At 74.8% G+C, this 13,690-nt stretch carries 11 protein-coding genes; all 11 read left to right on the plus strand.

The window, feature by feature from the left end:
* Positions 1-122 precede the first annotated feature (122 nt).
* The 11 genes from AC3EQ1_RS04865 (at position 123) to AC3EQ1_RS04915 (ending at position 13,598) form a co-directional block, all read left to right on the plus strand.
* Entirely contained in the window at positions 123-878 is a 756-nt protein-coding gene (locus tag AC3EQ1_RS04865) for an SDR family NAD(P)-dependent oxidoreductase (protein WP_432092984.1), read from the plus strand.
* Between the two features lie 344 nt (positions 879-1,222).
* Positions 1,223-1,477, plus strand: coding sequence for an acyl carrier protein (locus AC3EQ1_RS04870; RefSeq protein ID WP_432092985.1), 255 nt, complete (start codon positions 1,223-1,225; stop codon positions 1,475-1,477).
* Positions 1,474-2,706, plus strand: a complete 1,233-nt coding sequence (locus AC3EQ1_RS04875) for a beta-ketoacyl-[acyl-carrier-protein] synthase family protein (protein WP_432092986.1) — start codon at positions 1,474-1,476, stop codon at positions 2,704-2,706. The genes AC3EQ1_RS04870 and AC3EQ1_RS04875 overlap by 4 nt, the downstream gene beginning before the upstream one ends.
* A gap of 5 nt (positions 2,707-2,711) precedes the next feature.
* Entirely contained in the window at positions 2,712-3,599 is an 888-nt protein-coding gene (locus AC3EQ1_RS04880) for an SDR family oxidoreductase (protein WP_432092987.1), read from the plus strand.
* 8 nt (positions 3,600-3,607) lie between these two features.
* Complete coding sequence (locus tag AC3EQ1_RS04885; RefSeq protein WP_432092988.1) at positions 3,608-4,735, plus strand: SDR family oxidoreductase; 1,128 nt, start codon at positions 3,608-3,610, stop codon at positions 4,733-4,735.
* Positions 4,732-5,985, plus strand: a complete 1,254-nt coding sequence (locus tag AC3EQ1_RS04890) for an aspartate aminotransferase family protein (RefSeq protein ID WP_432092989.1) — start codon at positions 4,732-4,734, stop codon at positions 5,983-5,985. Before AC3EQ1_RS04885 ends, AC3EQ1_RS04890 begins: the two co-directional genes overlap by 4 nt.
* A 195-nt stretch (positions 5,986-6,180) precedes the next feature.
* Positions 6,181-6,732, plus strand: a complete 552-nt coding sequence (locus AC3EQ1_RS04895; protein ID WP_432092990.1) for a type II toxin-antitoxin system RatA family toxin — start codon at positions 6,181-6,183, stop codon at positions 6,730-6,732.
* Positions 6,729-7,895, plus strand: a complete 1,167-nt coding sequence (locus AC3EQ1_RS04900) for an acyl-CoA dehydrogenase (RefSeq protein WP_432092991.1) — start codon at positions 6,729-6,731, stop codon at positions 7,893-7,895. Before AC3EQ1_RS04895 ends, AC3EQ1_RS04900 begins: the two co-directional genes overlap by 4 nt.
* Before the next feature lie 125 nt (positions 7,896-8,020).
* A complete protein-coding gene (locus AC3EQ1_RS04905; protein WP_432092992.1) occupies positions 8,021-9,094 on the plus strand; it encodes a hypothetical protein in 1,074 nt (357 codons plus the stop codon).
* A gap of 2 nt (positions 9,095-9,096) precedes the next feature.
* Positions 9,097-11,409 carry a SagB family peptide dehydrogenase gene (locus AC3EQ1_RS04910; protein WP_432092993.1) on the plus strand — a complete coding sequence of 771 codons (2,313 nt, stop codon included), beginning with the start codon at positions 9,097-9,099 and terminating at the stop codon, positions 11,407-11,409.
* Positions 11,406-13,598: a YcaO-like family protein gene (locus tag AC3EQ1_RS04915; protein WP_432092994.1), complete on the plus strand. Its 2,193-nt coding sequence runs from the start codon at positions 11,406-11,408 to the stop codon at positions 13,596-13,598. The genes AC3EQ1_RS04910 and AC3EQ1_RS04915 overlap by 4 nt, the downstream gene beginning before the upstream one ends.
* The last annotated feature ends 92 nt before the right edge of the window (positions 13,599-13,690 follow it).

The following is a 13,690-nucleotide window of genomic DNA, read 5'->3' on the forward strand; positions in this document are numbered from 1 at the left end:
CACGCCCCGGTACCGAGCCGGACCCGAGGAGCGCACGCCCCGGTACGGAGCCGGACCCGAGGAGCGCACGTCCTGGCCCGGGACCGCACATCAGGGCCGCACGCCCCGGCGCCGGGCCTGTCGTGGGGGCGGGTCCCGGTGCCGCGGGGCCGGCCCCGGCGGACGGCCCGCGGGTCGCGCTGGTCACCGGGGCGAGCGGGACCATCGGTTCGGCCGTGGCGCGGGCGCTCGCGGACGCCGGGCTGCGCGTCGCGGCCGGCTACCACCGGGACGCCGACGCGGCCGGGCAGCTGGCGGCGGAACTGCCCGGCGCGCTGGCCGTACCGGTCGACGTGACCGACCCGGGCGCCGTACGGGCCGCCTTCCGGGAGGTGGCCTCGGCCGCGGGACCGGTGACCGTCCTGGTCAACGCCGCCGGGGTGCTCCGGGACCGGCCGCTGCTGCGGATGGCCGACCGCGACTGGGAGGAGGTGCTGTCCGCGAACCTCACCGGCCCGTTCCGGTGCGTGCGCCAGGCCCTGCCCGCCATGGTCGCGGCCGGGTACGGGCGGATCGTCAGCATCGGGTCCGCGGCGGCGGCGTACGGGACGCCCGGCCAGGCCAACTACAGCGCGGCGAAAGCCGGGTTGCTCGCCCTCACCCGCTCCGTCGCCCGCGAGTACGGCCGGCACGGGGTGACCGCCAATGTGGTGGCGCCCGGGCTCGTGGAGTCCCCGCTGATCGCCGGGGTCGGTGCCGCCTCCCGGGCCGGGTTCGCCGAACGCACCGCGACCGGGGGCCTGGTGAGCGCGGAGGACGTGGCGCGGGCCGTGCGGTTCTGCGTCGAGACCCCCGGGCTGACCGGACGGTCCGTCGACGTCGACGGGGGGTTCGGCTGACCGCCTGGCATCCCCCGCGCCACCACGCTCGGCCTGGTGCCGCTCCGGCTGCCGACGGCGTCGGCGGGTCGTACGACCACCGGGCACACACCGGAGCAGCATCCACCCGGGCCGGAGCACCGGCCACCGGCCGGGAGGAACACCACAGGGCCGGAGCACAACCCCCGGACCGGTGGACCACCCCGGGAGCACGACCGCCGGGCCGGAGCACCACCACCGGGGAGCACCACCGTCGGGCCACCGTCGGGCGCCGGAGCACCACCACCGGGCCGGCACACGGCCGCACCGTGCGGCAGCCGGCCCGCCCCACCACACACGCCGTACCCAGCAGCGAGGAGAAGGCCGTGCAGGACAGCAGGGAGAAGATCGAGGCCGAGGTGCGGGAGCTGCTCACCGAGCGGTTCGCGGTGCCCGCCGACCGGATCACGCCGGAGGCCCACGTGTTCGACGACCTCGGTCTGGACTCGGTGGACCTGATGAGCGCCGTCGCCATTCTGGAGGAGCTGTACGACACCTCCGTGTCCGACGCGGAACTCCAGGACATGCTCGTCATCGGCGGGGTCGTCGACCGGTTCAGCGCCACGGCGGACGCGGCATGACCCGGCGCGTCGCGATCACCGGCATCGGGCCGGTCACTCCGGTCGGCATCGGGGTCAAGACGTTCGAGGAGTCGCTCCGCGAGGGCATGTCCGGCATCGGCCCGCTCACCCGCTTCACCGTGCCGGACTTCCCGGTGCACGCGGCCGGGGAGATCGACGACTTCGACCCGGCCGAGTACCTCGACGCCCGGCTGATCCGGCGTGCCGAACGCTTCGCGCAGTTCGGGGTCGCCGCCGCCCGGCTCGCCGTCGAGGACGCGGGGAACGTGGCCGACGGCCTCGATCCGGAGCGCGGCGCCGTGGTCGTCGCCACCGCGTACGCCGGGATGGAACGGATCTCGGCCGAGGCCGAGGTGCTGGGCCGGCGCGGCTGGCGGGCGGTCTCCCCGACCACCAGCATGGCCATGATGCCCGCGGTGGCCGCCGGGCTGATCTCCATGGAGTACGGCTTCATGGGCGCCGTCGAGTGCCCCACCACCGGCTGTGCCGCGTCCGGGCACGCCCTGTCGCGGGGCGCCGAACTGATCCGGCAGGGGCTGGCGGACGTCGCCCTCGCGGGCGGCTGCGACGCACCGCTCAATCCGGTGTCGCTGGCCACCTTCGCGACCGCCCGCGCCCTGTCCACCCGCAGCGACGACCCGGCCGCGGCCTGCCGCCCGTTCGACGCCGACCGGGACGGGTTCGTGATGAGCGAGGGCGGCGTGGTCCTGGTCCTGGAGGACTGGGAGCGGGCGCGGGCCCGCGGCGCCCGGATCTACGCAGAACTCGTCGGACACGGCCACACCGCCGACGCTTTCAACCTCTCCCGGCCCCGCCCGGACGGCCGGGGCGCCCTGAACGCCATGCGGCTGGCCCTGCGGATGGCGGGCCGCGAGCCCGCGGAGGTCGGGTACGTCAACGCCCATGCGGCGGGCACCCCGGCCGGTGACGCGGCGGAGGTGCTGGCGCTGCGCACGCTGATCGGGCCGTCCCTGCCCCCGGTGTCGTCCACCAAGTCGATGCACGGCCATCTGATGGGCGCCACGGCCGCCACCGAGGCCGCCGCCACCGCCCTGGCCCTGCACCGCGGCCTCCTGCCGCCCACCATCAACTTCCGCACCGCCGACCCGGACTGCGCCGTGGACGTCGTCCCCGGCCGGGCCCGGAAGGCCGACGTGGACCTGGCGCTGAGCAACTCGTTCGCCCTCGGCGGAGTCAACTGCTCCCTGGCCCTGGCGAAGGCGGTGTGAGCGCGGTGGATTCCAGGACGGAGACCGGCAAGGGCACGCCGCCCGGCGCCGGGTCCGCGGCCTTCGACCGTGCGGTCCCGGGCGCCTCCGGCGCCGAGGGCTCCTGCCCCGCCGCCCGTGGCAGCGCGGAAGTCCGCGGCGCGGAGCGGCCGTTCGCCGGTCAGGTCGCGCTGGTCACCGGTGGCACCAAGGGGATCGGCGGCGGCATCGCCCGTCGGCTGGCCACTCTCGGCGCCGATGTGGCGGTCACCTATCTGCGCGACCGGACCAGTGCCGAGAAGACGGTCGCGATGCTGACCGAGCTGGGTGTGCGGGCCTGTTCCCGCCGGGCGTTCTTCGGGGACCCGCAGGGAGACGTGCCCGCCGCGGTCGTCGACTGGGTCACCGCCGAACTGGGGCCGCCCACCCTGCTGGTGTCCAACGCCGGTACCGGCGTCGAGCGCTCCCTGATGGACTCCAGGCGGAGCCACTGGGACTGGACGGTGGAGACCCACGCCCGTTCCCTGCTGCGGCTGGTGCAGTGCGCGTCGCCCGGGCTGAAGGCGGTCGTCGCGGTCTCCAGCCCCGGCGCGCAGCGGGTGATACCGCACGCCTACGGGCTGCTGGCGGCGTCCAAGGCGGCTCAGGAGTCGCTGGTGCGGTATCTCGCCGTCGAGCTGGCGCCGCACTGCCGGGTCAACGCGGTCACCCCCGGCCTGGTCGACACCGACGCCGCGCGGAGCTTCGGCCGGCACGAGGAGCTCTTCACCACGGCACGGTCCCGCACGCCCGCCGGGCGGCTGACCTCTCCGGACGACGTGGGAGCGGCGGCCGCGTTCCTGCTCTCCGACGACGCACGAATGATCACCGGCCAGAACCTCGTCATCGACGGCGGCTATTCAATCCTGATGTGAGGCCCCACGTGAGCGCTGCTTCCCCACCTCGCCCTTCCCTCTCCCCGCCCCACCCTTCCGTTTCGCCGCCCCGCCCTTCCGTTTCCCCGCCCCGCACCGGTCCGGACGCACCACCCGGGCCCGGTCCGGGCGTTCCGTCCCGCCCGTATCTGCTGACCGGCGCGGGCGGGGTCATCGGCCAGAGCCTCGCCACGGTGCTCGGGCCGGGGCACGTCATCGGCCTGGTACGGCCGGGCGGCAACCGGCCCGGACCCGGCATCGAGGCCGTGACCGGTGACGTCACCGCGGCCGGCCTCGGCCTGGACCCCGGCCCGGGGCGGGTGCTCGCCGGCCGCATCGGCGGGGTCGTCCACAGTGCGGCGGTCACCTCCTTCACGCGGCCCGCCGAGGAGATCCGGCGCGTCAACACCGACGGCACCCGGCACGCGCTGCGGCTCGCCGAGGCCGCCGGGGTCCCGTTCCACCTGGTGAGCACGGTCTACGTACGGCAGCGCGACGGGAGTGCGGAGACCGGGCGGTCCCGGGTGTACCGGGAGTCCAAACAGGCCGCCGAGGACCTGGTGCGGGCCGCGCGGGTGCCGTGGTCGATTCTCCGGGTCACGGTGGTCACCGGGGACAGCCGCACCGGCGCCACCCCCCGCTTCCAGGGCATCTACGCCGCGATGAAGGCCCTGGTCACCGGGGATGCCCATCTGGTGCCGGTGGCCCCCGGCTCCCGTCTGGACTTCCTGCCGCGCGACCATGTGGCGGCCTGTGTTGCGGCCCTGCTGGCCGCGGGGGCGCGCGGCGAACACTGGATCACCGCGGGCGAACGGGCCCTGACCATCGAGCAGTTCGTCGATCACTGTCTGCGCTTCGCGGGGAGGCTCGGCTGGGAGGTACCCCGCCCACGGCTGATGGACTCCGACGTGGTGCACCGGCTGATCCTGCCCGCCTTCGGCGACGCCCTCGCGGCCGACCTGCGGAAGCGGCTGGAGCTGTTCACCGACATCGTCGGACCCCTGACCACCGACGAGACGCTGCCCGGCCCGGGCCCGGAGCTGCCCGCTCCGCCCGACCTCGGCGCGGCGCTGGACACCGCGCTGGAGTACTGGAGTTCCCGGGTACGGCTGGTGCGGCAGGGGGTACGGGCGTGATCACCGAGGAGCGGCTGGACCGCGCCGAGGTCCTCGGCCTCTACGCGAAGCATGTGAACTCCGGGCTGGCGCGGCTGGCCGCACTGATGGCGGCGCCGGTCATCGTCCGCGGCGAGGGCGACTACCTCTGGACCGAGGGCGGCGAACAGCTGCTGAACTGCGGCGGGTTCAGTGTCTTCCTGCTGGGCCACGGCTATCCGCCGGTGGTCGACGCGGTGACCCGCCAGCTGGGCACCCTGGCGCTGACCGGCCCCCTGGTCCACCACGAGGAACTGGCGCGCGCCGCGACGGCCCTGGCCGCCGTGTGCCCGCCGGGACTGGAGTACGTCCACCTCACCAACTCGGGAGCCGAGGCCTGCGAGACCGCCCTCAAGCTGGCCCGGATGAACGGCAAGCGGCACACCGTGTCCACCGAGGGCGGCTTCCACGGGAAGACCCTCGGGGCGCTGTCCACCACCGGCCGGGCCGTCTTCCGCGACCCCTGCGAACCACTGCCGGGGCCGGTCGACTTCGTGCCCTACGGCGACGCGGAGGCCCTGGCCGCCCGCCTCACCTCCGAGTCCTGCGTCATCGTCGAACCGGTGCAGGGCGAGGGCGGGGTGCGGGTGCCGCCGCCCGGCTATCTCCGCGAGGTCGAACGCGCCTGCCGGCGCACCGGCGCCCTGCTCATCGTCGACGAGGTGCAGACCGGGCTCGGCCGCACCGGACGGATGTGGGCGATCGAGGAGGAGGGCGTCACCCCCGACCTGCTGCTCTGCGGGAAGGCGCTGGGCGGGGGCGTGATGCCGGTGGGCGCCGTCGTCGCCACCGCGGAGGCCTACGCCCCGCTCAACCGGGACCCGGTGCTGCACACCTCGACGTACGGGGGCAACCCGCTCGCGTCCGTCGCGGTCCGGCACACCGTCGAGGCCGTGCTGCGGGAGGACGTCCCCGGCCGGGCGGCGGCCCTGGAGGGGCGGCTGCGGGACCTGCTGACCGACGGGCTGGCCCCGTGCGGGCCGCTGGTCAAGGAGATCAGGGGGCGCGGCGCGCTGTTCGGGGTGGAGTTCCACCAGCGGTCGCACGCCGGGGAGTTCGTGCTCGACCTCCTGGAACACGGTGTCGTCGTGTGCCCCACGGGCAACGCGCTGGGAACCGTGCGCTTCACCCCGTCCGCGTTCTTCGGCGAGCGGGAGCTGACTCTGCTGGCCGCGGCGGTCGAGAGTTCCGCCGCGGCCCTCGCGGCCCGGCACGGGTGCGGGCCTCGCTGAGGAGTACGGGCTGCTGAGGGGCGGGGCCGGGTGCGGGGGCTCGGATCGGCTCCGGTTCTCGGTCCGGTTGCGGCTTCGGCTCGCGTTCCGGTTCTCGTTCCGGTCCTGGTTCCGGTTCCGGTTCCGGCGGAGGCCCGTCGCCGGCCCCTCGCGGCGGACGACCCACTGTGACGATTCATTGTTCAGGAGGCGTGCATGCGGTACGTACGAATGGCGGGAACGGCCCCGGGCCGGAAAGCCGACGAAATCTATCCGGTCATCAGCGATTTCTCCCGCTACCCGGAACTGACCGACGCGGTGCGCAGTGTCGGAATTCTCGAACTCGACGGCGGGCGCACCGGGTGCGCCTGGGAGGTCACCTTCCGCCGGGGCATTCTGAAATGGACCGAGGAGGACCGGTACGACGCCGAGAACCACCGGGTCGACTTCTCTCTGGAGGAGGGGGACCTCGACCATCTCGTCGGCCACTGGCAGGTCGTGGACACCGACGACGGCTGCCGGGTGGTCTTCTCCTGCGACTTCGACATGGGAATTCCCACCCTGGCCGAGGTCATCGAACCGATCGCCGAACAGACGCTGCGCGACTACATCGCGGTGATCCTGCGGGCGCTGGTCGACGGCATCGTGGTCGACGCGTACGGCGACGGCGATCCTTCCGGCGGTCACGCGGAAGGCGGTGACGCGGAAGGCCGTGACGCGGAAGGTGCGGCGGACGGTCGCCTCGCGGCCGACGGAGGCCGGCGGTGAGCGTCGGCGCCCCGGGGGCGGCGCCCGGCGCCGGGTTCCTCGCCCGGGACCGGGAGCTGCTGGAGCGGCGGCTGCCCGGTCTGGACGCCCGGCTGGCCGCCACCGGGCTGGAGAAGCTGGAGCGGCCGGGCTCCCCCGCCGTCGACTGGTTCCGGCAGTCGGGCGCCGGTGCGCTGTTCGTCCCCACCGACCACCACGGGCTCGGCGCCGGGCTGCGCGAAGGCGTGCGGCTCCAGCGCGCCCTCGCCTCCCGAGCGCCGTCGCTGGCCGTCGCCACCACGATGCACCACTTCTCGGTGGCGTCGCTGATCGGCTGGGAACGCCTCAGCGCCGGACTCGAATGGCTGCTGGCCGAGGCGGTCGCCCGCAACGCGATGCTCGTGGCGTCCGGAGCCGCCGAGGGGCGCCCGGGGGCGGGCATCCTCACCCCGTCCATGACCGCGCGCCCGGTCGACGGCGGCATACGCATCGACGGCACGAAGAAGCCGTGCAGCCTGAGCCGTTCCATGGACCTGCTCTTCGCCACCGTGCGGGTGCGGCGGCCGGACGGCGAACGGTGCGCGGTCGCCGTCGTACCGGCGGACTCGCCGGGCGTGAGCGTCCGGCCGTTCTGGCGCAGCGACGTCCTGGCCGGCGCCGAGAGCGACGAACTCGTCCTCGACGACGTGTTCGTGCCCGACCGCCTCGTCACCGACCTCGGCCCGGTGGGCACCACCAGTGAGCCTCTGCGCCGTTCACTGGTCTGGTTCGAGGTGCTGATCGCCGCCTCCTACCTGGGGATGGCCGCGGCGCTCGTCGAACGGGCGGTCGCCGCCCCCCGCACGGACACCGGCGAACTCGCCCGGATGGCGGCCACGCTGGAGGGGGCGACGTACGCCCTGGAAGGGGTCGCCGCCCAGGCCGAGTCGGACGCCGCGGCGGGGGCGGACCCGGCCGCGCTGCTGGGCCCCGCGCTGGCCGTGCGCTTCGCCGTCCAGGACGCGGTCGTCGCGGTCTCCGCACGGGCCGCCGAGGCCCTCGGCGGCGGCGCGTTCATCGGCGACCCGGACATCACCTACCTCTGCGCGGCCACCCGCTGCCTCGCCTTCCACCCGCCGTCCCGGACCGCCGGCGAAACGGCGCTCGTGCAGCACCTGCGGGGGGAGGCGGTGGACGTCCCGTAGGGCTTCGGACGGGACGGGTGTTCCCGTCGGCCAAGGTTTCGGCCACGGAGCCTGATGAAAACCGTAGTTCCGTACTACGGGAATCGGTATCGGACCGCCGAAGAATCGCCGTTAGGTTGATAATTGTGAATACATGGGACGCAGCAGGGGATGTCGTCGGCGCGACCGATGTGGAGCTGACAGCGCTCGGGAATTCCCGCTTCGAAATCATCGCGGGTGCCCGGAAGTTCGTCGTGGAGGCGAAGGGGGAAAGCGGGGAGACGCTGCGGCACCTGCTCACCGAGGTGGTGCCGAAACTCAGCCGCACCGCCCCGGTCCGGGAACAGTTGACCGCGGACGAGGCCGAACGGCTGCGGCCGCATATGAAGAATCTCGCCGCCATGGGCGTCCTGCTGCAGCCGCGGGAAACCATCGGCTCGAAGGCGGAACTCCGGCTCTACTCCTTCATATCCCGCCGGACCTCGTCCCCCGACGCCGTCTTCGCCTCGGTCCGCCGGGACATCACGCTCACCGGCCCGTCCCGGGTGACCGACGTCCTCGGGGAGGCGCTGCGGCGGCAGGGGCTCCGGGTGCGGGACGCGGCGGACGCCCCGGACTCCGAGCACTGCGAGGACTTCGCAGCCGGTGCGGCCAGGGCCTCCGGTGCGGCCGGCGCGGACGACCGCACCGGGAACACCGCCCCGGACGGTCTCACCATCGTGGTCTCCCTCGCCGACGAGGCGTCCCTGGACCGGGCCGCACACCGACTCTGCGCGGACCGCCGCCCGTTCCTCCCCGTGCTCGTCACCCCGGAACAGGTCAGACTCGGCCCCTGGACGATGCCGGGCGAGTCGGCGTGCCCCCGGTGCTCCGCACCGGACCGGGCGGCTCTCGGGGACACCGGCGTCAGCGCGGTGGCCGACGGGCTCGCCCGCGACGGCGCCGCCGGGGACGGCCCACAGCGGCGGACCACGACGCCGGCCGTCGCCCACGACAGCTGGCCGTCCCTCCAGCCCGGCTGTCTGGTCTGGGCGGCAGGACTCACCGCACAGCTGACCCTGCGCGCCTTCATGCCGATGGGCGCCGAGCACCCGTGGGGACGGATCGTCACCCTCGACCCCGTCACCTGCGAGCAGACCTCCGTACGGGCCTGGCGGGACCCCTACTGCGCGTGCTGCGCGACCGCCGGACCGGTCGCCCAGGAATGGCTGGAGTTCTGACCATGACGGACCTCCGCACAGACCACCGCCTCCGCACCGAACTCCGTACAGAACTCCGCACCGACCTGCGCACGGGCCACGGCGCCGACGTCCGCATCGCACACCCCGAGGCGGCCGTCACGGCCCAGGGCTACGCCGTCCGGCCGCTGCCCCTGCCGCTCTACGTCCGTGCCCACGCCGCCGCGCTCGTGCCCGCCGCCCACCGCCGCGAGGACCTGGACCTCGGCGCCGCCGACATTCCGGTGCTAGACGTCGCGGTGGCCGGGGACCGCGCGAGTGCGGCACTCCAACTCGCAGCGGCAGCCGCCGCGTTGAAGCTCGACCGGGCCGGTGTCGACGCCACCGCTGGCGCCGGAGCGACCCATGACGACGCCGTCGCCGACGCCGTCTACGCCGCCCTCGCCCAGCGTCACCTGGACGACGCCTCCGCCGTCGGCACCGGGGCGGGCACCGGACCGGACGGCGGAGTGGCCGGCGGAGTGGCCGGCCGAGCGGAAGGCGGAGCGGAAGGCGGTGCGCCCGGCGTGCCGGTCACCGGGTGCGAGGCGGCGGAGAGCGTGCTGCGCGGCACCGGCGGCCGTATCGAGTGCCGGCTGCTGGGCGAGTCGGCGTCGGTCCCGGTCATCGGCGCCCGGCTGCACCTGGACCGGCTGGGCCGTCCGCTGGAGGCGGCGGTCTGCGACCTCGACGTCGGGCGCGGTGCCCGGCGGGCCGTGCACGCGGTCCTGCGCGAGTTCGTCCTCACCGGGCTGGACCCCTGCGCGGCGGGGGAAAGTTCCGCCGCGCAGGGGTCCGTACCGGGGACCTCAACGGCCCACCCGGGCGTGGCTCCCGTCCAGCAGGACCTCACCGGGAACGCCGTCCGGGCGGACGGCCCGGGCCTCGCCCCCGGCACCGAACCGGACCTGCTGCGCGCCGCCCTGGAGAAGAACGGCCTCCGTGTGCGGGTCCGCACCCTGAGCCCGCCGGACGCCGACACGGTCGTGGTGGCCTGCCGCATCACCCCGGTGACCGCCGAGAGGGGTGAGGGAACGACCGCAGCGTCCGGAGAGACCGCCGAGGGGACAGCCGCGTCGTCCGAACGCACCACCGACGCGACGGCAGCACCGCCCGGACAGGCCACCCCTGGAACCGCACCGCCCGGACAGGCCACCCCAGGGACCGCCTCCCGACGTCCCCCGGTGCCGCGGGGGCTGCGCGCCCCGCGTCAGCTCTCCCTCACCTACGAGCCCGACGAGGTGCGCCTCAGCCGGATCTTCCACGAGAACTCCAAGATGCGGACCGCCTTCGGCACCCTGCCGGCCGTGGACGTGAACGACATTGCGCCCGCGGCCCGCCGCCTCATCGGCCGGGCCTACCGCGACTTCCGCGACAGTGCCCGCGTCCACGACCTCGGCACCGACGGTCCGCCCGCCCTCGCGCCCCTCGATGACTGCGTGCGCCGCCGCCGTTCCTGGGCGCCCATGGGCGGCGGCCCCCTGACCCGCGACCAACTGGCCCACCTGCTCAACCTCTCGTACGGCACCACCGGCAGCGGGCTGGCCGGCGGCGACGTCAGGCTGCCGCTGCGCGCGACGCCGTCGGCGGGCGGGCTCTACTCGTGCGACCTGTTCCTGCTGGTCAACCGGGTCACGGGGATCGAACCCGGCCTGTACTACCTGCATCCCGGGCGCCGGGAGCTGCAATTGGTCCGGGCCGACCGCAGCTGGGCCGACGTCACCGCGCAGACCGGCTACCAGGGCCGCGCGGACGAAGCCGCCGCGATGGTCGTCTACACCGGGGCCTTCCGCCGCAACCAGTGGAAGTACCGGGAGCGCGGCTACCGCACCGTCCTGCTCGACTGCGGCCATCTCGCGCAGAGCGTGGTCCTCACCGCCACCGCGCTGGGCCTCGTGGCCCACCCGATGATCGCCTTCGTCGACGACTACTTCAACGACCTGGTGGGCGTGGACGGGGTCGACGACGCGGTGCTGTATCTGACCCTGCTGGGGCCCCGCGCCGCCGCACCGCCGAAGGGCACCGGGGGAACGGGCGCGGAGACGTCCGCCGGGGCCCCTGACAGGTCGGCCGCGGAACCGTCCGCCGGCTCCCCCGGAGGGACGGCCACCGGAACGTCCGCCGGCTCGCCTGCCGGGACCGCAGCGGAACCGTCCGCCGCCGCCCGCACCCGCACGGCCACGGACGCTCCGCAGCGCACCGCCACGGCACCGGACACCCCGCACCGCACCGACAGCCCGGCCGGAACCGCGTCCGCGGCGCCCCGGCCCCCGCTCCCGCCCGAGGGGCCCGGTCGCGGGCCCGAGGAGGCCAGATGACGGACATCGACACCTCGGCCCCGCCGGCCGAGAGCATGCGCGTCCACCCGCTGGACGACGAGAACGGCTTCGTGGAAACCGCCTCGGAGGTACGCCGGATCAAGGGCACCGGCCTGATCCGGCTCGCCGAACGGCTCGCGCAGCAGGACTCCGCGACGGCGTCCGGCTCCACCGGGCCGGCCGGTCCGGAGTCCGACGGCCCGGCGGCCGGCAGCCTGGTGATCCTCGGACCGTCCGAACTGACCCGGCAGCTCGCCGTGGTCGCCGAGGGCACCCCGGGCACCACCGTCCGCACCACCGCCCCGGACAGCGACCCGGAGCCGCTCGTGGACCCGCCGGACGGCCCCCGCCCGTCGCTGGTCGTCATCGCCACCGCGTCCCTCTTCGACCCCCGGCCGGCCCGGGCCGCGGCGATGTGCGTCCGCACCGGCGTGCCGCACCTGGTGTACGGCGCGGCCGGCGCGACCGTGACCTTCGTGGGTCCCCTGTGGGCACCTGGACGGGGCGTCGCCTGTTACGAGTGTCTGCGCATCCGCGTCAGCTCCCACTCGGTGCACGGCCCCACCTGGCGGGCCTACATGAACCACCTCGCGGACACCGACGGCCGGCCCTACGAGCACACCGTGCCGTCCTGGGCGTCCGCACGCCTCGCCGGAACCGCCGGCAGCCGGATCGCCGGCTGGGCGGTCGCGGCCGGCACGGGCCGGACGGCCGGTACAGGTGGCACGGGTGGCATGACTGGCACGGGTGTCACGGGTGGGGGTGGCACTCCCGACCGGTCCGCCGACACCCTGCTGTGGCGCGACCCCACCAGCCCCGACCGCGTCGAACGCCACCTCTCCGTCGTCCCCAACTGCCCCGTGTGCAAGGGCGGCCCGGCCGACGACACCACCGTCACCGGCACGCTCCGGGACGCCGAGGACGACCGGGTCGGCATCGTGCACGCGGCCAATGTGCGGCGCGCCGAGAGCGGACCGCCCGTCTACCTCAGCGGCAGCACCTCCGCCGACCTCTCCCTCATCAAGCCCCCGATGCGGGTCACCCGCAACGGCGGTGCGGGCTTCTCCAAGGGCGAGGCCATCGACGCCACGCTCGGCGAGTCGCTGGAGCGCTACGCCGCCGGGTTCTACCGCCCGGACCGGCTGCGGCTGGCGGCCTGGTCGGAGCTGGACGAACCGGCCGTCGAGCCGCACCGGTTCGCGCTGTTCGCCAAGAACCAGTACGCCGAGCCCGGCTTCCCGTTCGAGCCCTTCGACGCGGACACCCCGGTCCGCTGGACGCAGGCCACCGACCTGGCGACCGGCGCCACCGTGCGCGTGCCGTCCTCCCAGGTCCACATGCACTACCGGCGAGCGCCGGGAGAGAGCGCCATCGCCCCCTCCATCTCGACCGGCCTGGCCGCCGGCCCGTCGTACCGGCAAGCCGTCCTCGGCGGCCTCTGCGAGATCGTCGAACGCGACGCCCTGGCCGTGTCCTGGCTGCACCGGCTGCCCCCGCGGCCGGTCGCCCCCGAGGTGGTCGCGGCCTCGTCCCGGGTGTCGTACCTGATCGAACGCTCGGCGTCGTGGCGGGTGCGGTTCTACGACCTGTCGCTGGACCTGGCGCCCTCCTGCGTGGTCGCGGTGATGGAACACGGCAGCGGGGCCGACCACATCATGTCCTTCGGCAGTGCCTGCCGCCCCTCCCCCGTCAAGGCGGTGGAGAAGGCGTTCCTGGAGGCGGCCCAGGGGCTCACCTACGTGCGCCGGCTGCTGCGGCAGTACAAGGACTGGACGGAGCCGGCCGAGGACTTCTCGGACGTGGACGACTTCAACAAGCACGCCGTGCTGTACACGAAGTTCCCCGAGCTGCGCGAGAAGGCCGGATACCTGGTCCACCCGACGCTGCCTGCCCCCTGCGCCCGCCCGCAGCGCCCGCCGTACGACGAGGCCGGGGCGCCCGCGGACCCGCTGGACGGGCTCGTCGAGGAACTGAACGCCGCCGGCCACCCGGTGTACGCCGTGGACCTGACGACGCCCGACACCCGCAGGCTCGGGGTGCACGTCGTCCGCGTCCTGGTCCCCGGGCTCCAGCACCTGGCGGGCATCCACGGCTGCCGGATGCTCGGCGGGCGCAGGCTGCACGAGGTCGCGGCCCGGCTCGGCTTCGACTCCGCGCCGGACAATCCCTATCCGCATCCGCTGCCTTGAGGGTTGGGGGCGCGCGGTTGGGGGTCCCGGCTGGGGTGGAGGCGTCACGGTTCGGTCCCTCGTCACGCCGAGGGACCGGCCCGGCCCGGCGC

It is taken from the genome of Streptomyces sp. bgisy100 (assembly GCF_057709105.1).

Bases quoted from the DNA above. Each gene is read 5' to 3' on its own strand.
- AC3EQ1_RS04875 (WP_432092986.1), top strand. From the start codon at position 1,474: ATGACCCGGCGCGTCGCGATCACCGGCATCGGGCCGGTCACTCCGGTC.
- AC3EQ1_RS04910 (WP_432092993.1), top strand. From the start codon at position 9,097: ATGACGGACCTCCGCACAGACCACCGCCTCCGCACCGAACTCCGTACA.
- AC3EQ1_RS04895 (WP_432092990.1), top strand. From the start codon at position 6,181: ATGCGGTACGTACGAATGGCGGGAACGGCCCCGGGCCGGAAAGCCGAC.
- AC3EQ1_RS04915 (WP_432092994.1), top strand. From the start codon at position 11,406: ATGACGGACATCGACACCTCGGCCCCGCCGGCCGAGAGCATGCGCGTC.